The sequence below is a fragment of the Pseudomonas sp. NPDC090752 genome (genome assembly GCF_055584805.1).
On record NZ_JBVJLI010000013.1, the window covers coordinates 1 to 19,522 of the forward strand.

A 19,522-nucleotide genomic window follows, 5' to 3' on the forward strand; every position below is an offset into this window, starting at 1 on the left:
CAGGGCATGATCAAATACCTCCTGATCATGCGTATTAGCCTGTAAACAATGTCCCCGGTTTGAAATGTAAACGATGTCTTCGGTTTGTACCCGGGACAAGCCCGCTCCCACAGGAGTTATCCCTGACTTCAGGCCAGGTACACATCCTGTGGGAGCGGGCTTGCCCCGCGAAGAGGCCGGCACTGGCTACATGAAATGTCCGTCATGTTTGCCAGTCAAATCCCACCGCAATGCTACGCTCGCGGAAACACTCGTCACGGACACCCACCATGGACATGAACTGGCACCAGGCCCTGCAAGAGAGCCTGAGCTGGCTTGCAATCGCCTCGTTCATCACGTTGATCGGCTTCACCGCCGCCGCTGCCTTGGCCGTGCGCTACACGCGCTGGGGCAGCCAGTTCTGGCAGCTCGCCGGGCCTTATTTCACCTTCAGGCGCAGCTGGCGCCCACTGTTGGTGTTCGCCGTGCTGCTGGTGCTGACGCTGTTCTCGGTGCGTATGAACGTATTGTTCTCGTTCTGGTACAACGGCTTCTACAGTGCCCTGCAAGCGCTCGATCAGACCGCGTTCTGGTACCTGCTCGGGGTGTTCGCGGTACTGGCAACGATCCACGTGCTGCGCGCGTTGCTCACGTTCTATGTAACCCAGGCTTTCAGCATTCAGTGGCGCGTCTGGTTGACCGAACGCCTGACAAGCGACTGGATGCACGGCGATGCCTACTACCGTGGACAGTTCCTCGCCGAGCCGGTGGACAACCCTGACCAACGTATCGAACTGGACGTCAACGCCTACGTCACCAACTCGGTATCGTTGGCCCTCGGCGCAGTCAGCGCGCTGGTGTCGCTGGTCGCCTTCACCGGTATTCTCTGGGGGCTGTCGGCGCCGCTGACGGTGGCTGACGTGGAGATCCCGCGGGCGATGGTATTTGCGGTGTACGTGTATGTACTGATCGCCACCTGGATCGCCTTCCGCCTCGGGCGGCCGTTGATTCGCCTGAACTTCCTCAACGAAAAGCTCACCGCCAACTTCCGTTATGCGCTGATGCGCCTACGTGAAAACGCCGAAAATATTGCCTTCTACCAGGGTGCGCAGGTGGAGCGGGGCACCTTGCTCGGCCGTTTCGGCGCGCTGATCGTCAACGCCTGGGCGCTGGTGTTCCGGAACCTGAAGTTCAGCGGTTTTAACCTGGGCGTCAGCCAGGTCGCGGTGGTGTTCCCGTTTATCCTCCAGGCGCCGCGATTCTTCAGCGGTGCAATCAAGCTCGGTGATGTCATGCAGACTTCCCAGGCCTTTGGCCAGGTGCAGGATGCGCTGTCGTTCTTCCGCGAGTCCTACGACACCTTCGCTCAATACCGCGCCACCCTCGACCGTCTGACCGGCTTTCTCGATGCCAACCAGCAGGCCAGCGCGCTGCCGCGGGTCAACACTCACGAGCAGGGCCAGGCCCTGGATATCGCCGGCCTGCAGGTGCTGCGCCCCGACGGTCACGCGCTGATCGCCGACCTCGACTTGCGCCTGCATGCTGGGCAGGCGCTGCTGATCAAAGGCCCCTCGGGCAGCGGCAAGACCACCTTGCTGCGCGCCCTGGCGGGTTTGTGGCCCTACGCTGAGGGCGAGGTCAGGCGGCCGACTGGCACCCAGGCGCTGTTCCTCTCCCAGCGCCCGTACTTGCCGTTGGGCGACTTGCGTACTGCCATTGCCTACCCGGCCGACAGCACATTGGACGACGAGCCGCGCATGCAGCATGCGCTGCGTCAGGTCAACCTGGCGCACCTGGCCGAGCGGCTGGCGATCAGTTGCGACTGGTCGCATATCCTGTCGATCGGCGAGCAGCAGCGGCTGGCCTTTGCCCGGGTGCTGTTCAACCGGCCGCAGGTGGTGTTTCTCGACGAGTCCACTTCGGCGATGGATGAGGGGCTTGAGCATGCGCTGTATTCGCTGTTGCGCAACGAGATGCCGCAAACCTTGCTGGTAAGTGTCGGGCATCGCAGCACGCTGGCCGGGTTCCATACCCATCGGCTGGAAGTGGACGGGCAGGGCGGTTGGTCGCTGTTGGAGCAACGGCCGGAGGTTGAGCTGCAGGTTTAGGTTGCTTGCCCCGGCCTCTTCGCGGGCAAGCCCGCTCCCACAGGTACAGCGTCGGCCTTGAATGCGGCGCTATCGTGTGGGAGCGGGCTTGCCCGCGAAGAGGCCGGTACAGATAACGCAACTTCAGGGCTGCATCACGATCAGCTCTGCACCTTCATTACGCACATTCCCCACCGCCTTATCCACTGCAAACCATTCAAACGCCTCCACCGGCAGGCACCGCTCACGCGCCAGTCGCTCGGCCTCCTCGGCAGGCACATCGAGGTCGATCCACACCCGCGCATCCGCTGGCCCCAGCACAAGCGGTCGCCGGTCATGAATATCGACCATCCCTTCATCACTCGCCGCGGTAATGATCACGAACCCATCTCCCTCGTTCGGCTCAAGCCCCGCATGCACCTCGGCCAGTGCCGCCATGAACATCGGTGCCCGGCTTTTCAGGCGGATGAAGTAGGGCTGCTTGCGCTTGGGGTCCTGTGGATCGATCACCCATTCGTACCAGCCATCGGCCATGACCAAGGCCCGCCCTTGTGGCCACAAGGCCTTGAAGAACTTGCCGGTGGTCACGGTCTCCACCCGCGCATTGATCGGCGCCGGCCGTTTGCCGGTGGCCCAGAACGGCGCCCAGCCCCAGTGGCACGGGTCGATGCGCAGCCCGTCGGCGGCGTTGTGGAGAATCAGCACACGGCTGCCGGGTGCCACGTTGTAGCGGCCGATAGGCACGTTGTCGTAGCCGCTGATTACATCCTGCTCGGCGTCCAGTTCACGCAGGTAGTCAGCCAGGCCCTGATACTGGGCGAAGCGTCCGCACATGGTATGTACCCCCGCTTGTCGAAATTTCCTACAGCTAAATTGCCGGATGCCCGGCGTACCGATTACTGTATATGCGTACAGTTTATTTTCAAAGGCCGTGTCATGACTACCATCCTGGGCCCCATCTCTGGCAGCAGCGCTGCCGTGTCGCGCTACCTGTTTCATGTGCCGGCGGGCTTCCCGTCGCCGGCGGCGGACCACATGGAGCAACCCATCTCGCTGGACGAGCTGTTCAATCTGCGCGCGCCGCATATGTATCTGGTCAGGATAGACGGCGACAGCATGCAAGGTGCTGGCATCTTCGACGGTGACCTGGTGCTGGTCGACCGCTCGATCGACGCACGCCATGGTCATATCGTGATCGCCGCAATCAACGGCGAGCCGCTGTGCAAGCGCCTGCAGCAGGTCGGTGGGGACGTGGTGCTGCGCTCGGAAAACCCGCGCTTCGCGCCACGCTACATCATGGAGGGTGACGACTTCATGATCTGGGGGGTAGTGACCTTCAGTGTGCGCACCCACGACCCGCACTCATGATGGTCTTAACGTCACCCCGGCCAACGTGGCGCTAGCCAACCCCGCGCCGACCAGGAAGGTAGCCTGGAAGCCGACACCATCCCACAGCAACCCCGCCACTACACTGGCAACCAGCAAGGCCACCCCGGTCAGCAAGTTGAACAGGCCAAAGGCGGTACCGCGCAGGTTGTCCGGCGCACTGTCGGCGATCAGCGCGGCGAAGATGCCCTGGGTAAAACCCAGGTGCAGTCCCCAGGCCGCCACCCCGAGGGCCAACCCGGCCCAGCCCGGCATCAGTGCCAGCAACAGGTCGGCGGCGACCAGCAGCCCAAGGCCGATCATCAGTACGCCACGGCGGCCCACGCGGTCTGAAAGCGCCCCGGCGGGGTAGGCCGACAGCGAGTAGGCCAGCGCCATCAGCACCAGCACCGCCGGTGCCCACAGCGGTGCCAGGCCCATGTCCTGGGCGCGCAGCAGCAAAAAGGCCTCGCTGAAGCGGGCCAGGGTGAAGACCATGGCCAAGCCGATCAGCCGCCAGTAGGCCGGGCCCAGGCGCGCCAGCTCGTGCAGTGCCAGCGGTGCGCGCACGGGGCGTGCCGCCGGTGGTGTGTGCGGCTCACGCACGAAGGCCACGAGGATGTACACGGCAATGAACGCGGGAATCACTGCCACCCAGAACACGGTCTGGAAATGACTTGCCGTCAGCCACATCAGCCCAATCGCCAGCAACGGCCCGAGGAAGGCGCCGACCGTATCCAGCGCCTGGCGCAGGCCGAATGCCGCGCCGCGCAGCGCGGGCGGGGTCACGTCGGCCACCAGCGCGTCCCGCGGCGCCCCGCGAATGCCTTTGCCGATACGGTCGACGAAACGCGCGCCGATCAGCCAGTCCAGCCCCGAGGCCATCGGGAACACCGGTTTGGTCAGCGCGCCCAGGCCATAGCCCAGCACCGTCAGCAGCTTGCGCTTGCCCAGCCGGTCGCTGAGGGCGCCGGAGAACACCTTGGTGATCGACGCGGTGGCTTCGGCGACGCCCTCGATAATGCCTACCGCCACCACCGAGGTGCCGAGCACGGTGACCATGTACAGCGGCAAGAGGGCGTGGATCATCTCCGAGGAAATGTCCATGAACAGCGATACGAAACCCAGCGCCCAGACGCTGCGGGGAATCTTCGGCAGCGCCTTGACCGTGGGGGTGTGTTCGGTTTTTTCGACGCTGCGCATCGCGGGCCTCGACAGTGTTGCCACGTTCGAACTGTAGGAGCCGGCGCGCAGGATGCAAATCGGATGAGTGGCTAGGGGCAGCGGCGCGCTGGCGTGATTAACTGTATATAAGTACAGTATTGGTGATGCCGCCAGATGAAACCGTTACCTGTTTTTGCCCTGATCGATTGCAACAGTTTCTACGCCAGCTGCGAGCGTGTTTTCCGCCCCGACTTGCTGCGCACGCCCATCGTGGTGTTGAGCAACAACGACGGCTGCGTCATCGCCCGCAGCGCCGAGGCCAAGCCGCTGGTGAAGATGGGCCAGCCGTACTTTCAGGTGAAAGACCTGCTGCGTCAGCATGGCGTCGTGGCGTTTTCGTCCAACTACGCGCTATACGGCGACATGAGCCAACGGGTGATGACGGTGATCGAAGGTATGGTCCCGGCCGTGGAGGTGTACTCCATCGATGAAGCCTTTGCCGACCTCAGCGGCATGCCCGGCGACCTCGACCGCCTGGGCCGCGACATCCGTGCCCGGGTGCTCAAGCACACCGGCATCCCGGTCGGCGTCGGCATCGCCAGTACCAAGACCTTGGCCAAACTGGCCAACCACGCCGCCAAGCGCTGGGCCTCGCACAGTGGCGGGGTGGTCGACCTGCGCGACCCGGTGAAGCGCAACTGGGTGTTGAAGAAGTGCGAGGTGTCCGAGGTATGGGGCATCGGCGCCCGCATGACCGCGCATTTACGCGGCCTCGATATCCGCAGCGCCTGGGACCTGGCGCACGCCGACCCCTGGAGCCTGCGCAAGCAGTTCAGCGTGGTGGTGGAAAAAACCGCCCGCGAGCTGGCCGGCACACCTTGCCTGCAACTGGAGGAAGTGGAGCCGCCGCGCCAGGAAATCTGCTGCAGCCGCATGTTCGGCCAGCGCCTGACCGAGCTGGCGCCAATCAAGGAAGCAGTGGCCACCTACGTGATGCGCGCCGCCGAAAAACTGCGCAAGCAGCGCTCGCTGGCGCGGCGCATGCGCGTGAGCATCCGCACCGGCATGTTTAACCCCGACGAGGCCAAGTACGCCAACGGCGTGGTAGTGCAGTTGCCATACCCCACCGATGACGAACGACTGCTCACGCGCATGGCGCTGGAGGCGGTGGCGCGGGTGTACCGCGAGGGGTTTCGCTACAGCAAGGCGGAGGTGCTGTTGATGGACCTGTGCCAGCGGGGCGAGGTGACGGACGACCTGTTTGCGCCGACGCAGACGGTGAAGGCGGAGCGGGTGATGGGGGTGATCGATGGGGTCAACGAGCGCTGGGGCCGGGGCACGCTGCGCAGCGCGGCAGTGCCGGCGGCGGCGGAGTGGGCGATGCGGCGGGAGTTGATGAGTGCGGGGTATACGACACAGATGGCTGGGTTGTGGCGGGTGGCTGGGGGTTGAATGAGCAAAGTGCTGCGAATGGAACGATCGTCACACTTTGTCGAACTCTGATTTGCCTCGATGGGTGTGACCCTCCCGAAGCCTGTGATACTTTCCGCCGCTAGTTTTTACAGGGAGTAATATCGTTGATGGAATTGACGAAGATTTTTTCACCACAAAACCGCCGACTGATCACACTCACCACCCCCATCCGCGATGACCAGGCGTTGTTGCTGGAACATTTCAGCGGCAATGAAGGGTTATCCACGCTGTTCAGCTTCGAGCTGGCGTTGATCAGCCAGGATGCCAGGCTCGAACTCAAGTCATTGATCGGCCAACCTGCCCATCTGGACATCGAGCTGGCCGACGGCGGCGTACGTTATATCCATGGCCACATCACCCGGTTCAACCTGCTGGGCAGCGACGGCGGCCTGGCGCGTTACAGCGCGACCCTGAGCCCCTGGCTGTGGATGCTGTCGCGCCGCATTGATTCGCGGATCTTTCAAGAGCAGACCATTGAAACGGTCATCCGCACGGTTTTTGAGCATTACAGCGGGCTGGGCACCTTCGAGTTTCGCCTGCAGAAGCCGCTCAAATCCCACAGCTACATCACCCAGTATCGCGAAACCGACCTGGATTTCGTGTTGCGCTTGCTGGAGCAGGACGGCCTGTTCTTCTACTTCGATCACGGCCCGGACGGGCACAGCCTGATCATCACGGATGAATCCCAGGCGCTGCAGGTGTTGCCCGAACAACCGCAAATCCGCTACCACAGCGCCTTTGTCACCGAGACCAGTGACGCGATCACCCAATGGCGCAGCCACCGGGTATTGCAATCGGGCAAGATGGCCATCCAGACGTTCGATTACAAGCAGCCAAGAAATCCGCTGCCCATCCACATGGGCAGCCTCAATGAACAGGGCGATGTCGCGCCCTACGAGGTGTACGATTTTCTCGGCGCCTACAGCCATCGCCTGCCTGAAGAGGGCGAGGCGCTGGTCCGTCGCCACCTGGAGGTCATTGAAGCCCAGGCCAAGACCTTCACCGGCACCAGCAACTGCCGGGCCATGCGTCCAGGCTACACCTTTGAACTGACCCAGCACTTCGACCATGATGGCGGTGCGGCAGAAGCCCGCCAGTTCCTGCTCCTGTCGGTCGAGCACCGGGGGCGCAACAACTATTTCTCGGATGAGCCTGCGGGTTACGACAACCAGTTTGTCTGTATTCGCCAACGCATCCCTTACCGCCACCCGATCACCGTACCGCGCCCCACGATCAACGGGCCGCTCAGTGCGATCGTGGTCGGGCCGGAGGGCGAAGAAGTCTTCACCGACGAGCTGGCGCGGATCCAGGTGCGCTTCCACTGGCAGCGCGGCGACAGCCTGCCGCAAGGTACCACCTGGGTGCGGGTGGCGATGCCCAGCGCGGGCAGTGGCTTCGGCCATCAGTTCTTGCCCCGTATCGGCCAGGAAGTGCTGGTTACCTTCCTGGCAGGCGATATCGACCGCCCCGTGGTGACCTCGGTGCTGTACAACGCCGAGCAAACGCCGCCGCGCTTCAGTAAAGCCTCCGGCCTGCCAGGCAACCGCGCGCTGTCCGGCATCCAGACCCAGGAGCACAAGGGCCGCGGTTTCAACGAGCTGTTGTTCGATGACACACCGGGGGCTTTGCGTGCCCGCGTCGGCACCACGCACCAGGCCACAGCGCTCAACCTGGGTAAACTCACCGAGCCACGCACCGACGGCCAGGCCAAGGCCCGTGGCAACGGCGCCGAATTGCGCACCGACGCCGCGATTGCCGTGCGCGCTGCCCAAGGGCTGTTGCTGACCACCTATGCACGGCAGGACGCCAAGGGCGCGCAGCTGGACCGCGAAGAGCTGCTCAAGCTGCTGGCCGAGTGTGGGGAGCTGTTCAAAAGCCTCGGGCAAACCGCCGCCGCGCGCGGCGGGGCAGCGGTGCACAGCGAGGGCATGGATGCCTTGAGCCAGGCGCTGAAACAGTGGCCAGCGCCCGACAGCAACAGCCCCGGCGAGCCGGTCATGGCCGTTGCGGCCGAGGCGGGTATTGCCAGTGCCACACCGCGCTCGCAAATCCACTATGCCGGTGCGAACCACGACACCACCGCCCAGGACCATCTGCAGCTGACCAGCGGCGCCGCCATGCGCCTGCAAGCCGGCAAGGGCATCACTGCCTTCGCCCAGGATGAGGGCATCAGTGCCATTGCCAACCGCGGCAAAGTGCTGGTCCAGGCCCAGGAAGACGACATCACCGCCAACGCGCAAAAGAACCTGCACCTGTCGGCCGCAGAAGGCGAAGTGGTCGTCACCGCACCCACCATTCGCCTGGTGGCCGATGATGGCAGCTATATCAAGATCGGTGGCGGTGTCGAAATCGGCAGCCAGGGCAAGGTGATCGTCCATGCCAGCGAGCATGACTGGGTCGGCCCCAAAACCGACAGCGCCCAGGTGCCGGCATTTACCCGCGACCCGGCGGCGCAACGCCTGGCCTTCCACTACCCGGGGCACGCCGACGACAGCGTGCGAATGGCCGTTGACCACGCCTACCAGATCAAGCTTGAAGACGGCAGCATTGTGCAAGGCCTGACCGACGCCAGCGGGCTCACCGAACACGTCGAGCGCGAGGCGATGCACCAGGCGCAAGTGGCTGCCTTGCGCAGCAAAGGAGGCAGCCAATGAGTGGCGATCAATATACCGTGGCTGAAAGCATCACCCGGCTGGTACCCAACTTCAGTACCGAACGCAAAATGGAGGTGCCCGCCGACCTGCCAGGGGTGGTGATCTTCTTGCACGGCGTGAATGACCCGGGGGCTTCATACGAGTCGGTGGAGACGGGGTTGTGCCAAGGAGTGAATGAGCGTCTGGATCGGCCTGATCTGAAGGCGGGGCGGTATGGGGCTGACTACAGTGCTGCAAAAAAAATCCCGCTTAAAGAACTCGATGAGGATCACAAAGCCACACTCGACGATCCAGACACTTTCCTTTATCAGCGAGACGCGGACGACCCCAAAACCCGCAGCCTGATGATCCCGTTCTACTGGGGTTACCGCGCCGAGCCAGGCGAGATAAAGCGCGATCAGAATAACGACCCGACCAAACTGCGCGACCAATACCAGGACGTGTTCGAAAACCGCTTGGACCGGCACTTTGCCAAGGGCGGCGGGTTCTTCGCAAATGCCACCAACAACCTGCTGGAGATGTACGGCCAAGGCTTTGCCAAGTTTGTCCGTCAAATAGTGCAAGGCACGTTATCCAACACTCAGTTCATGGGTAAAGGGCCTCATCGCCGGTACTTTGTGCTGGCGGCGACGCGACTGGCCATGCTGGTCAGTGAGATCCGTCGTGTATCGCCTGATGAAACCATTACCATCATGGGCCACAGTCAAGGCACCTTGATTACCCTGCTGGCCCAGGCCTTGTTGATCGACAAGGGCCAACGCTGTGCCGACACCGTGATCATGGTGGACACGCCTTACAGTGTGCTGCCCAAGGCCACACCCAAAGGCCATGACACACTCGCCACATTGATCAACATCGCCACCGCAGTCACCCAGGCACCCCACGCCCAGCCGCCGCTGTCCGCACTCAGGGACAGCAAGACCTACGGCGGTCGCACGGGCCCCAGGTGGTCACCCATACAGGGCTCGCGCAGGGACACGGTGGGCAACTACACCGTTTTTCCCGAGCGTGATAATCGCGGCAAGGTTTACCTGTACTTCTGCCCGGACGACACCACGGTCGCCCTGGACGACGTGCATGGCATCGGTACGTATGGGGTGCCCAATACCTTGCCGGACGGCAAACCGGCGATGGCGGCGTTGCAGTCCGTGCGGTTTTACCAGCGCCTGTGGACCAAGCGTCATCGCGACGGTAAGCCGGTACTGGTCGGCGACGCCATACAACAAACGGTGCTGCGTGCCAAAGGGGAACCCCGCTACCCTGGCGGGTGGTCAGCCGGCGCCGTGGCCTCGCAAGCGCCAATAGCAAAAGGTAAGGAACTTCTGATCAATGCCGAACCTCTGAGCCCACCCCACGAGCCTCAAATGTTCGGCGGCGAGGCGGTAACCGGCACCCCCACCCAGGCAGGCCTGGACAGCCCCGATGACGTAAGTATCCGCTCCGCGCTGGGTAACCCGGTGGCCGAATTCAAATGGTTCAAAGTACGTACCAGCCCTTTCCTGGTCGACCTGGAAAAAGAACGTGCCCGATGGAATAGCGGCAAAGAGCCCGGCGACCAAACTGCAGCCATGCGCCATCAGCTCGAGTATGGCAATCCTGCATTGAATTATCAGGACTACTACGTCATTTACCGCGAAGAGACGCCTAATGAGATTCAGGCCAGGATGTCCGTAGATCCCAAAGAAATGGACCCTAACAGCTACCACTCGGCCGTTTTGCGCAGCCCGGAAAACCAGCGCTGGGTGACGGCGATGGACATTGCTATTGGCCAGGCGCACAGCCTTGATGACCCGGATATGCGGGAGGTGTTGATTGCGATTGCGGATTGGAAGATGGATAAACAGTACTTTGGGATAATCAAAGAATTACCGGCTTGGTCGCGACTGAGCGAGGAAGCTCAAAACTTAATTAATGCCAGTAGTGATTATTATCAATTTGGCCTATTCCCGCCTTCAAGCATCGTCTCGCTGACGCCACCATCTTTGGTAGCCAAAGCAGCTGATAGTGGAGCCGATCGATGAAGGATTACCCGCCCTCCCCTAAGTCACGGCCAAAGCTGAAACCTTATCAGCTGATCGCCGGAGTGTTAATTGCGCTCTGGCTCAGCTTCATCTGGATTGTTGAACTCAAAGCACAGGAATCCAACATGGTACTTCGCGACATGAAACCCGTCATGGCCTGGGGCGTTGCCGCTATTGTCGGCTCGCTGCTGCTGATCTTTGGTACTCACTGGTGGGGCAAAGCCCTGGCAAGTGAGAAGGCAGAATTTGCCAATTATCGAAACCAGATGGAGCTCAGAAACGCCGAACAACAGGCCACCCAAGTCCGCACCTACGCCTTGGAAATTCGTGGAGTCGGACTTGGAATTTACAGAGATGGCCAGTCCAAAATCTGGCAGATTATCAAGAAGAAAAACGACAACTTCGCTTCGATCTATCCGCAGGACGCGAAAGACTACAATCCGTCATTAACCTCCAGGAGAAACTCCGCAGGCATCAAAGCCCGTATCGCATTCAAAAATTCGGCGGGTGAATCAGTGGCATACTGGCCTATCCCGGTGTTTGCGCTAGGTCCGCCCGACCCTTACGCAAAAGGGTACAGAGCAGCAGGCCTGATCAATGAAGGGCGTAATGCTGCGACCTTAGGCGTTACCCAATTTCTATGGCAAGACGATGAAAACACCACCCATGCTCAAGGCATGGTCGAGCGATTGTTCACGTTTTTTGACGATAACCCCAAGGTGCCACAGGCCTTGATCGCGAGCCAGGACGGTGACGTGGCGCGTGACCCTTATCGCAAACCGGGCACACCGGGATTGCAAAATGGCCACGTGGTTCCGACGATCTACGAAAACGCGACTGGCCTGCTGGTCACGCGCTCGGACCGAGTGGACCGCTACATTCGCCCCTTCGTCACCCGTGACGCCGAGGACAATCAGGACAAAAAAACTGACTTTGGCAAGTTGTGGGCGTTTTATTGGGACCGGAGCAAGACATTTCTAGACTGGTATAAAGCCGACGAACATGCCAAAGGCGCTAAAGCGCCAGCACTCTCCTACACCATGTCCACCGCCTACTGGCAATCGCAACTACCTAACTTGTGGAAAACTATCGACAACCGCGGCCCAGGCCATTTCGAACCGTCCCCCTGGCTGCCCGTGCGTTGGGCCGAACACCAGTTGAAAGAGTTCGACGCCGCGCCAGTGCTGGGCTACCTGCACCGTCCGATCAAGGTCTCGATGCAGGACGAACACGGCAAGCGCCTCAAACCCACATTGCAGGCCAAGGCCTTGCAGGCGGGTTGGCTCAAGGCCCTCGACACCTTGCCCGCTGGGCAAAAACCGGTGCGCGTGTTCTACGACACCACCAACAACGCCGAAGCAGAAATCGCCCTGACCAACGCTTTGCACAGTCTCAATACCGATGGCCACAGCCTGGAAGTGGGCAATGTCGACGAGGGCTACGACATCGGTCGACGCCTGGGCAATACCGGGGTCAGCAGCGCGCTGGTGGAAATCAACCTGGCCACCATCGCCAGCTACCACGATGGCGGTGCCAGTGCCGTGGTGTACGCCGGCAGCGACGGCAGCCTCACCGTGCAGATGATCAGCCCGCCAGATGAAGCGCGCAAAGCGAAGAACCAGCAGAACCGTGGCGCCGACCCCTTTAAGTATGGCCTGCCAAGTGTCGGACGATCCTAGCCATGAACCATCCGATCTGCCTGGGCGACCCCACCAGCAGCGGGGGCAGCGTGCTGTCATGCCAACTGGCTGGCACCCACACCTTCAACGGCAAAACGCCAGCGGTGCTGGGCGACAAGGCCAGTTGCCCACTCCACCTAGGGGTCTTTGCCTTTGTCGAAGGGCATCCAAGCCGGCGAATGAACGGTAAGCCTGTGGTGCTGCAAGGCCATCGGCTGGCATGCGGGTGCCACGGCGTGGCCAGCCATGCGCTGACTGTGAGCGTCGAGTCGTCACGAGTTGCAGACTGCCCGACCTCGAACCTCATCAGCGGATCGCCGGAGTGCAGCTTGCTCTGGCTCTGCTGGATTGCCTAAAAAAGCACAGGAATGCGACATGGTAATACGCGACAAGAAACCCGTCATGGCCTGGGGCATTGCCGCTATTGTCGGCCCGCTACTGATGATCTTCGCCATTCACTGGTGGGGCAATGCCCTGGCAAACGAGAAGGCAGAGTTTGCCAATTATCGCAACCAGATGGAACTCAGAAACGCCGAACAACAAGCCACCCAAGTCCGCACCTACGCCTTGGAAATTCGGGGAGTCGGACTTGGAATTTACACAGATGGCCAGTCCAAAATCTGGCAGTTCATCAAAAAGAAGAACGACAACTTCGCTTCGATCTACCCGCAAGACGCGAAAGACTACAACCCGTCATTAACATCCAGGGAAAACTCCGCAAACATCAAAGTCCGTATCGCATTCAAAAACTCGGCAGGTGAGGCAGTAGCGTACTGGCCAATCCCGGTGTTTGCGCTGGGACCGCCCGCCCCCTACGACAGCGCCTACAGTGCAGCAGGCCTGATCAACTCAGGCCGTAACGCCGCGACCTTGGGCGTTACCCAGTTTTTGTGGCAAGACAATGAAAGCACGACACATGCTCAAGGCATGATCGAGCGACTGTTCACGTTTTTTGACGATAACCCGAAAGTGCCACAAGCCTTGATCGCAAGCGAAGACGGTGACGTGACGCGAAACGGCTATCGCAAACCCGCCACGCCGGGATTGCAAAATGGCCACGTGGTTCCGACGATCTACGAAAGCATGACTGGCCTGCTGGTCACACGTTCGGACCGAGTGGACCGCTACATTCGTCCCTTCGTGACCCGTGACGCCGAGGACAATCAGGACAAAAAAACTGACTTTGGGAAGTTGTGGGCGTTTTATTGGGACCGGAGCAAGGCCTTTGGCGATTGGTATGTAGCCGCCGAGCATGCCAAAGGCAATAAAGTGCTATTACCACCCAGCACCATGTCCGCCGCCTACTGGCAAGCGCAACTACCCACCTTGTGGAAAACCATCGACAACCGCGGCCCAGGCCATTTCGAACCTTCCCCCTGGCTGCCCGTTCGTTGGGCCGAACACCAACTGAAGGAGTTCGACGCAGCGCCAGTGTTGGGCTACCTGCACCGGCCAATCAAGGTCTCGATGCAGGACGAACACGGCAAGCGCCTCAAACCCGCATTGCAGGCCAAGGTCTTGCAGGCGGGCTGGCTCAAGGCCCTCGACACCTTGCCCGCTGGGCAAAAACCGGTGCGCGTGTTCTACGACACCACCAACAACGCCGAAGCAGAAATCGCCCTGACCAACGCTTTGCACAGTCTCAATACCGATGGCCACAGCCTGGAAGTGGGCAATGTCGACGAGGGCTATGACATCGGTCGGCGCCTGGGCAATACCGGGGTCAGCAGCGCGCTGGTGGAAATCAACCTGGCCACCATCGCCAGCTACCACGATGGCGGTGCCAGTGCCGTGGTGTACGCCGGCAGCGACGGCAGCCTCACCGTGCAGATGATCAGCCCGCCAGATGAGGCCCGCAAAGCGAAGAACCAGCAAAACCGTGGCGCCGACCCCTTCAAGTATGGCCTGCCAAGTGTCGGACGATCCTAGGCAATGAACCATCCGATCTGCCTGGGCGACCTCACCAGCAGTGGGGGCAGCGTGCTGTCATGTCAACTGGCTGGCACCCACACCGTCAACGGCAAAACGCCAGCGGTGCTGGGCGACAAGGCCAGTTGCCCGCTCCACCTAGGGGTCTTCGCCTTTGTCGAAGGGCATCCAAGCCGGCGAATGAACGGTAAGCCTGTGGTGCTGCAAGGCCATCGGCTGGCATGCGGGTGCCACGGCGTGGCCAGCCATGCGCTGACTGTGAGCGTCGAGTAGTCACGAGTTTCAGACCGCCCGACCTCGAACCTCATCAGCGGATCGCCGGAGTGCAACTTGTGCTCTGGCGCTGCTGGATTGTCCAAAAAAGCACAGGAATGCGACATGCTACTTCGCGACATGAAACCCGTCATGGCCTGGGGCATTGCCGCAATTGTCGGCTCGCTGCTGGTGATATTTAGCACTCACTGGTGGGGCAATGCCCTGGCAAGTGAGAAGGCAGAGCTTGCGAAATATCGCAACCAGATAGAGGCCAAAAACGCCGAGCAGAAGGCCACGCAAGCGCGAACTTACGCCCTGGAAATTCGGGGAGTTGGACTTGGAATTCACACAGATGGCCAGTCCAAGATCTGGCAGTTCATCAAAAAGAAAAACGACAACTTCGCTTCAATCTACCCGCAGGACGCGAAAGACTACAACCCATCATTAACATCCAGGGAAAACTCCGCACGTATCAAAGCCCGCATCGCATTCAAGAATTCGGCAGGTGAAGCAGTGGCCTACTGGCCAATCCCGGTGTTTGCGCTAGGGCCGCCTGCTCCTTATGATGCCGACTTCACTGCGTCGGGCCTAATCACTACAGGGCGTAATGCTGCGACCCTGGGTGTTACCCAATTTCTGTGGCAAGACGATCAAAGCACAACTCATGCGCAAGGCATGATCGAGCGACTGTTCACGTTTCTTGACGATAACCCCAAGGTGCCACAGGCTTTGATCGCAAGCCGAGACGGTGATGTGATACGAAATGGCTATCGCAAACCCGGCACACCGGGATTGCAGAATGGCCACGTGGTCCCGACGATCTACGAAAACGCGACTGGCCTGCTAGTCACGCGCTCGGACCGAGTGGACCGCTACATTCGCCCCTTCGTCACTCGTGACGCCGAGGACAATCAGGACAAAAAAACTGACTTTGGCAAGTTGTGGGCGTTTTATTGGGATCGAAGCAAGGCATTCATGGAGTGGTATGAAGCCGCCGAACATGCCAAAGGCGTTAACATCCTGATGGGCCCGACCACCATGTCCACCGCCTACTGGCAAGCGCAACTACCCAACTTGTGGAAAACCATCGACAACCGCGGCCCGGGCCATTTCGAACCGTCCCCCTGGCTGCCCGTACGTTGGGCCGAACACCAACTGAAAGAGTTCGACGCCGCACCGGTGCTGGGCTACCTGCACCGTCCGATCAAGGTCTCAATGCAGGACGAACACGGCAAGCGCCTCAAACCCGCGTTGCAGGCCAAGGCCCTGCAGGCGGGCTGGCTCAAGGCCCTCGACACCTTGCCCGCTGGGCAAAAACCGGTGCGCGTGTTCTACGACACCACCAACAACACTGAAGCAGAAATCGCCCTGACCAATGCTTTGCACAGCCTCAACACCGATGGCCAAGGCCTGGACGTGGGCAATGTCGACGAGGGCTATGATATCGGTCGACGCCTGGGCAGTACCGGGGTCAGCAGCGCGCTGGTGGAAATCAACCTGGCCACCATCGCCAGCTACCATGACGGCGGTGCCAGTGCCGTGGTGTACGCCGGCAGCGACGGCAGCCTCACCGTGCAGATGATCAGCCCGCCAGATGAGGCCCGCAAAGCGAAGAACCAGCAGAACCGTGGCGCCGACCCCTTCAAGTATGGCCTGCCAAGTGTCGGACGATCCTAGCCATGAACCATCCGATCTGCGCCAGTGAAAACCAGAGGCGATTCACTGTGCTTCAAGGAATGGAATAGGGGTACGAGCGTGCAGAAAGGGCCGCCAGTGCGGCCCTTTCAGGTAGCGGAGTGAAGTGAGATGAGGATCGAAAGCCGATCAACGAGCCTGAAGAACCTCACGAAACACATCCGGGCGAGAAGCCGCGATATGCAGAAGCGACCGAGCAGCCCCCGATGGCATGCGCCGCCCTTGCTCCCACTCTTGAAGTGTACGCACCGATACGCCCAGTAACTCGGCGAACTTCAGTTGAGAAAGCCCAGTCCTGCTCCGAGCCTCGGCTGCTTCGGTGACCTCCACCTGGTGCACTGCGCCATAGCGGCCCGCTTTCACATCGCGGATGGACTCCAGCAATTCTTCGCCAATGTTGCGGGTAGCATCGCGCAGCATCAGTTCTTTTTCAGTCAGGGGCATGGTTGAGCTCCTTCGCAATCTTGCGCAGCACGTGCGCGGGTATGTTCTCAGCGGCGCTTTTACAATAAATCAGCAGGGCAACCAACGAACCGTCGGCAAGCTGGGACATGTAGATCACCCGCACCGCTCCTCGCTTGCCTTTGCCTTCCAGGCTCCAGCGCAGCTTGCGGCATCCACCTGAACCGGGAATCACTGCGCCGGCACCAGGTTCATTTGCAAGGTAGGACATGAATGCCCCGTGCTCTTCTGTGGTCCAGTAATCGGGCCATTGTCTTGAGAAAAGTGGTGCCTCAATGATCGTCAGCATACTGCATCCCTACGTCTTTGACGTAGATATTTTGCTGGGTAGGGTGAATATCAAGAAGTACAAGGTTGTATCGAGTGGTTGCTGAAGAGGCGGATTGTTCCGAAATTGAAGAGGAGGCAAGTCTGCGGCCATAGAAATGGCCCGAGGCTTAGAAGCCTCGGGCAAGACAGTTCCCCCCACAACGCTCGTCAATCAAGCGCAGCCGCATCCTGCAGGCTTAGCGCATTCGTCTCCGGCGCATACAGCCATGAAACCACCAGCCCGACCAACGTAATCGCCGCCGCCGCATACATCGTGTTGGCCACCCCAATCCCGCTGAGCGATGCCGGCACCAGGTACGTTCCGGCAGCCGCCCCGACGCGAGAGAAGGAGGTGCCGATCCCAACCGCCATCGAGCGCATTTCCGTGGGAAAGATCTCGTTCGGGTAAACCAGCGTCAGCACCTGAGCGCCGCCGATAAACAGTGCATACAGCGAAAAGAACAGCAGGATCATCCCACCGGAACTGGCGTTATAGGCACCCAGCCCCAGCAAGGCCAGACCGGAAAACAGGAAACTGCAGATCAGCATGTTGCGCCGCCCCACGGTATTGATCAGGCGCGTGGCAATCAGGCAGCCGATGACGAAGAACAGGGTGATCGCCACCGAGCTGATCGAGCCGAAGTCTCCCGTCAGTTTGAGCGCCGCCAGCACTTTGGGCGCGAAAGCGTAGACGGCGAACACCGGGACGATCGAGCAGGTCCAGAACACCACCACGAACAGCATCCGTTTACCGTAGCCGGAGTGCAGCAGGGCACGCAGTGGCAGCTTGCGCGCCTGCGCCTGCTCCGGCAGATTGGCGAGAGAAAAGTCGGGCCCATAAATCTGCTTGATGATCTTCTGCGCTTCCTGCTGTCGCCCTTTGCTCAGCAGCCAGCGGGGTGATTCAGGCGTACCCAGGCGCAGCAGGAACAGCACCGCGCCCAATACCGCGCCACTGGCCAGCACCCAGCGCCAGGCGTGTTCGGCGCCGCTGCGCAGGATCGATTCGCCCACCACGTAGGCGCAGGCCGCACCCACGAACCACAGCAGCGCCAGCGCCGCCAACCTTGGCCCGCGATGTCGCCTGGGCAGGAACTCGACCAGCATGGCCGTCGCCACGGGGTACTCGATGCCCACCGCGATGCCGATCAGCAGTCGCCACAGGAACAGCGCCAGCGCGCTTTCTGCCCAGCATTGCGCGACAGAGGCGAGGACGAAGATCACTGGGCCGACGAAGAACATGCGTTTGCGGCCGAATACATCCGTCAGCCAGCCGCCAATGAACCCGCCGCAGAAGATTCCCAGCAGCGCCGATGCCGCGATCATGCCCTCCCAGAAGCCATCGAGCTGTAACGCTGCGGACATCTGCAGCATCACCACGCCGACGATGCTCAAGACATAGCCGTCGACGAACGAACCTCCCCCCGAGCGGATCGTGAGGCGTCGATGAAACGGGTTCAGGGGTACGTCTTCAATGGACGTCTGAGCACTCATGGCTGGCTTGCCGCGGGCTGGAACATGGCGGTGAAGGTCGGTTTGTGCGCGGCGTAGTAAGCGGCGACGACCTGGTCGGCAGAGGTTTCCCGCGCTTGCTTCATCATCCCCTCAAGGTCCTTGAGGGGAAGCTTGTAGTGGGCGAAGAACGTGGCCACCTGCGGGAAATCCTGGCTGAAGCCCTGGCGCGCCACGGCGTGGATCTGCTCGGCCTTGCCGTACACCTCCTTCGGATCGTCCAGATAGCGCAGCGGCCAGGTGGAGAACATCCAATGTGGGCTCCAGGCATTGAGCAATGCCCACTGGTCACGTTTGAGCTGGCGGTCGAACTGGTTGAGCATGCCGGTTTCGGACGAGGCGACCAACTTGTAGCCGTCGAGCTTGTAGTCGGCTATGGCGCGAGTGGCGGTCTTGTACTGGCCGTTGCCCACTTCCGAAGTGAGAATCTTGCCAGCGAACTTTGCGCGGACCTCTGGCTTGTTCAAGTCCTCGATGCTCTTGACTTCACTTCCCGCAATGCTGGCAGGCACCGCCAGGCCTAGACGGCCTTCGTACAACACGCCAAGGTCTTCGAGCTTGTCTTTGTACTTGTCCCAGAAGGGCTTGTGACTGTAGGTGAGCCAGGCCATGGGAATCATGTCGACCTTGCCGGCGGCCAGGGCCTGGAACTGGATGCCGATGTCGGCCATTACCAGTTTTACGGGCTGTTGCAGTTGGTCTTCCAGGGCCAGCTTGGCCAGTTTGGTGGTGATTTCGGCGTCGGCCCAGTTGACCCAGCCGACCACCACGGGTGTCTTTTCCTCGGCCTGGCCCAACGTGGCCAGCGAGACGAGCGCAAGGCCCGCTGCCCAGCGGCAAGCGGTGCGGGTAGCGAAAATGTTCGGGATCATCGGGCATCTCCATTTCTTGTAGTTGGGTTTGGCAGATTGATGATTGGCGCTGTCCTTTGTTGTTAT

Annotated in this window: 14 protein-coding genes and 2 pseudogenes; 10 read left to right on the forward strand and 6 right to left on the reverse strand. The window is 60.9% G+C overall.

The annotated features are described in order from the left end of the window. Positions 1-269 precede the first annotated feature (269 nt). Entirely contained in the window at positions 270-2,087 is a 1,818-nt protein-coding gene (locus ACZ6YA_RS17680; protein WP_465898399.1) for an ABC transporter ATP-binding protein/permease, read from the forward strand. Positions 2,088-2,210: 123 nt separating this feature from the next. On the opposite strand, the gene ACZ6YA_RS17685 is transcribed toward ACZ6YA_RS17680, so the two are convergent. Then, positions 2,211-2,900 carry an SOS response-associated peptidase family protein gene (locus ACZ6YA_RS17685; protein WP_465898400.1) on the reverse strand — a complete coding sequence of 230 codons (690 nt, stop codon included), beginning with the start codon at positions 2,898-2,900 and terminating at the stop codon, positions 2,211-2,213. Positions 2,901-3,002: 102 nt separating this feature from the next. Here ACZ6YA_RS17685 and ACZ6YA_RS17690 point away from each other — a divergent pair, with 102 nt between their 5' ends. Continuing rightward, positions 3,003-3,434 (forward strand): LexA family protein, encoded by a 432-nt coding sequence (locus ACZ6YA_RS17690; RefSeq protein ID WP_465898401.1) that lies wholly within the window; start codon positions 3,003-3,005, stop codon positions 3,432-3,434. Here ACZ6YA_RS17690 and ACZ6YA_RS17695 read toward each other — a convergent pair. Further along, positions 3,429-4,634 (reverse strand): MFS transporter, encoded by a 1,206-nt coding sequence (locus ACZ6YA_RS17695; RefSeq protein ID WP_465898402.1) that lies wholly within the window; start codon positions 4,632-4,634, stop codon positions 3,429-3,431. The genes ACZ6YA_RS17690 and ACZ6YA_RS17695 overlap by 6 nt on opposite strands. Positions 4,635-4,769: 135 nt before the next feature. On the opposite strand from ACZ6YA_RS17695, the gene ACZ6YA_RS17700 reads away from it, so the two are divergent. The 8 genes and pseudogenes from ACZ6YA_RS17700 (at position 4,770) to ACZ6YA_RS17735 (ending at position 16,283) form a co-directional block, all read left to right on the forward strand. Continuing rightward, complete coding sequence (locus ACZ6YA_RS17700; RefSeq protein WP_465898403.1) at positions 4,770-6,047, forward strand: Y-family DNA polymerase; 1,278 nt, start codon at positions 4,770-4,772, stop codon at positions 6,045-6,047. A gap of 128 nt (positions 6,048-6,175) precedes the next feature. Beyond that, positions 6,176-8,722, forward strand: coding sequence for a type VI secretion system Vgr family protein (locus ACZ6YA_RS17705; RefSeq protein WP_465898404.1), 2,547 nt, complete (start codon positions 6,176-6,178; stop codon positions 8,720-8,722). Then, positions 8,719-10,743, forward strand: coding sequence for a T6SS effector phospholipase Tle3 domain-containing protein (locus ACZ6YA_RS17710; protein WP_465898405.1), 2,025 nt, complete (start codon positions 8,719-8,721; stop codon positions 10,741-10,743). Before ACZ6YA_RS17705 ends, ACZ6YA_RS17710 begins: the two co-directional genes overlap by 4 nt. After that, positions 10,740-12,422: a type VI lipase adapter Tla3 domain-containing protein gene (locus ACZ6YA_RS17715; RefSeq protein WP_465898406.1), complete on the forward strand. Its 1,683-nt coding sequence runs from the start codon at positions 10,740-10,742 to the stop codon at positions 12,420-12,422. The genes ACZ6YA_RS17710 and ACZ6YA_RS17715 overlap by 4 nt, the downstream gene beginning before the upstream one ends. Before the next feature lie 2 nt (positions 12,423-12,424). Beyond that, a pseudogene (locus ACZ6YA_RS17720) lies at positions 12,425-12,688 on the forward strand (PAAR domain-containing protein); the annotation flags it as partial. 109 nt (positions 12,689-12,797) lie between these two features. Next, positions 12,798-14,351: a type VI lipase adapter Tla3 domain-containing protein gene (locus tag ACZ6YA_RS17725; protein WP_465898407.1), complete on the forward strand. Its 1,554-nt coding sequence runs from the start codon at positions 12,798-12,800 to the stop codon at positions 14,349-14,351. 3 nt (positions 14,352-14,354) lie between these two features. Further along, on the forward strand, positions 14,355-14,624 hold the full coding sequence (locus ACZ6YA_RS17730) for a PAAR domain-containing protein (protein ID WP_465898408.1): 270 nt from the start codon (positions 14,355-14,357) through the stop codon (positions 14,622-14,624). A gap of 41 nt (positions 14,625-14,665) precedes the next feature. Then, positions 14,666-16,283, forward strand: a pseudogene (locus ACZ6YA_RS17735) (type VI lipase adapter Tla3 domain-containing protein). 147 nt (positions 16,284-16,430) lie between these two features. Here ACZ6YA_RS17735 and ACZ6YA_RS17740 read toward each other — a convergent pair. From ACZ6YA_RS17740 to ACZ6YA_RS17755, 4 genes are all read right to left on the reverse strand, one after another. After that, positions 16,431-16,745 carry a helix-turn-helix domain-containing protein gene (locus tag ACZ6YA_RS17740; protein WP_400799488.1) on the reverse strand — a complete coding sequence of 105 codons (315 nt, stop codon included), beginning with the start codon at positions 16,743-16,745 and terminating at the stop codon, positions 16,431-16,433. Then, complete coding sequence (locus ACZ6YA_RS17745; RefSeq protein ID WP_465898409.1) at positions 16,732-17,052, reverse strand: transcriptional regulator; 321 nt, start codon at positions 17,050-17,052, stop codon at positions 16,732-16,734. Before ACZ6YA_RS17745 ends, ACZ6YA_RS17740 begins: the two co-directional genes overlap by 14 nt. Positions 17,053-17,240: 188 nt before the next feature. Beyond that, positions 17,241-18,566 (reverse strand): MFS transporter, encoded by a 1,326-nt coding sequence (locus tag ACZ6YA_RS17750; protein ID WP_465898410.1) that lies wholly within the window; start codon positions 18,564-18,566, stop codon positions 17,241-17,243. Then, a complete protein-coding gene (locus ACZ6YA_RS17755) occupies positions 18,563-19,456 on the reverse strand; it encodes a glycine betaine ABC transporter substrate-binding protein (protein ID WP_465898411.1) in 894 nt (297 codons plus the stop codon). The genes ACZ6YA_RS17750 and ACZ6YA_RS17755 overlap by 4 nt, the downstream gene beginning before the upstream one ends. Positions 19,457-19,522: the final 66 nt, after the last annotated feature.

Excerpts from the sequence above, each read along its gene's own strand:
- ACZ6YA_RS17680 (WP_465898399.1), top strand. The coding sequence starts at position 270 with ATGGACATGAACTGGCACCAGGCCCTGCAAGAGAGCCTGAGCTGGCTT.
- ACZ6YA_RS17685 (WP_465898400.1), bottom strand. The coding sequence starts at position 2,900 with ATGTGCGGACGCTTCGCCCAGTATCAGGGCCTGGCTGACTACCTGCGT.
- ACZ6YA_RS17690 (WP_465898401.1), top strand. The coding sequence starts at position 3,003 with ATGACTACCATCCTGGGCCCCATCTCTGGCAGCAGCGCTGCCGTGTCG.
- ACZ6YA_RS17695 (WP_465898402.1), bottom strand. The coding sequence starts at position 4,634 with ATGCGCAGCGTCGAAAAAACCGAACACACCCCCACGGTCAAGGCGCTG.
- ACZ6YA_RS17700 (WP_465898403.1), top strand. The coding sequence starts at position 4,770 with ATGAAACCGTTACCTGTTTTTGCCCTGATCGATTGCAACAGTTTCTAC.
- ACZ6YA_RS17705 (WP_465898404.1), top strand. The coding sequence starts at position 6,176 with ATGGAATTGACGAAGATTTTTTCACCACAAAACCGCCGACTGATCACA.
- ACZ6YA_RS17710 (WP_465898405.1), top strand. The coding sequence starts at position 8,719 with ATGAGTGGCGATCAATATACCGTGGCTGAAAGCATCACCCGGCTGGTA.
- ACZ6YA_RS17715 (WP_465898406.1), top strand. The coding sequence starts at position 10,740 with ATGAAGGATTACCCGCCCTCCCCTAAGTCACGGCCAAAGCTGAAACCT.
- ACZ6YA_RS17725 (WP_465898407.1), top strand. The coding sequence starts at position 12,798 with ATGGTAATACGCGACAAGAAACCCGTCATGGCCTGGGGCATTGCCGCT.
- ACZ6YA_RS17730 (WP_465898408.1), top strand. The coding sequence starts at position 14,355 with ATGAACCATCCGATCTGCCTGGGCGACCTCACCAGCAGTGGGGGCAGC.
- ACZ6YA_RS17740 (WP_400799488.1), bottom strand. The coding sequence starts at position 16,745 with ATGCCCCTGACTGAAAAAGAACTGATGCTGCGCGATGCTACCCGCAAC.
- ACZ6YA_RS17745 (WP_465898409.1), bottom strand. The coding sequence starts at position 17,052 with ATGCTGACGATCATTGAGGCACCACTTTTCTCAAGACAATGGCCCGAT.
- ACZ6YA_RS17750 (WP_465898410.1), bottom strand. The coding sequence starts at position 18,566 with ATGAGTGCTCAGACGTCCATTGAAGACGTACCCCTGAACCCGTTTCAT.
- ACZ6YA_RS17755 (WP_465898411.1), bottom strand. The coding sequence starts at position 19,456 with ATGATCCCGAACATTTTCGCTACCCGCACCGCTTGCCGCTGGGCAGCG.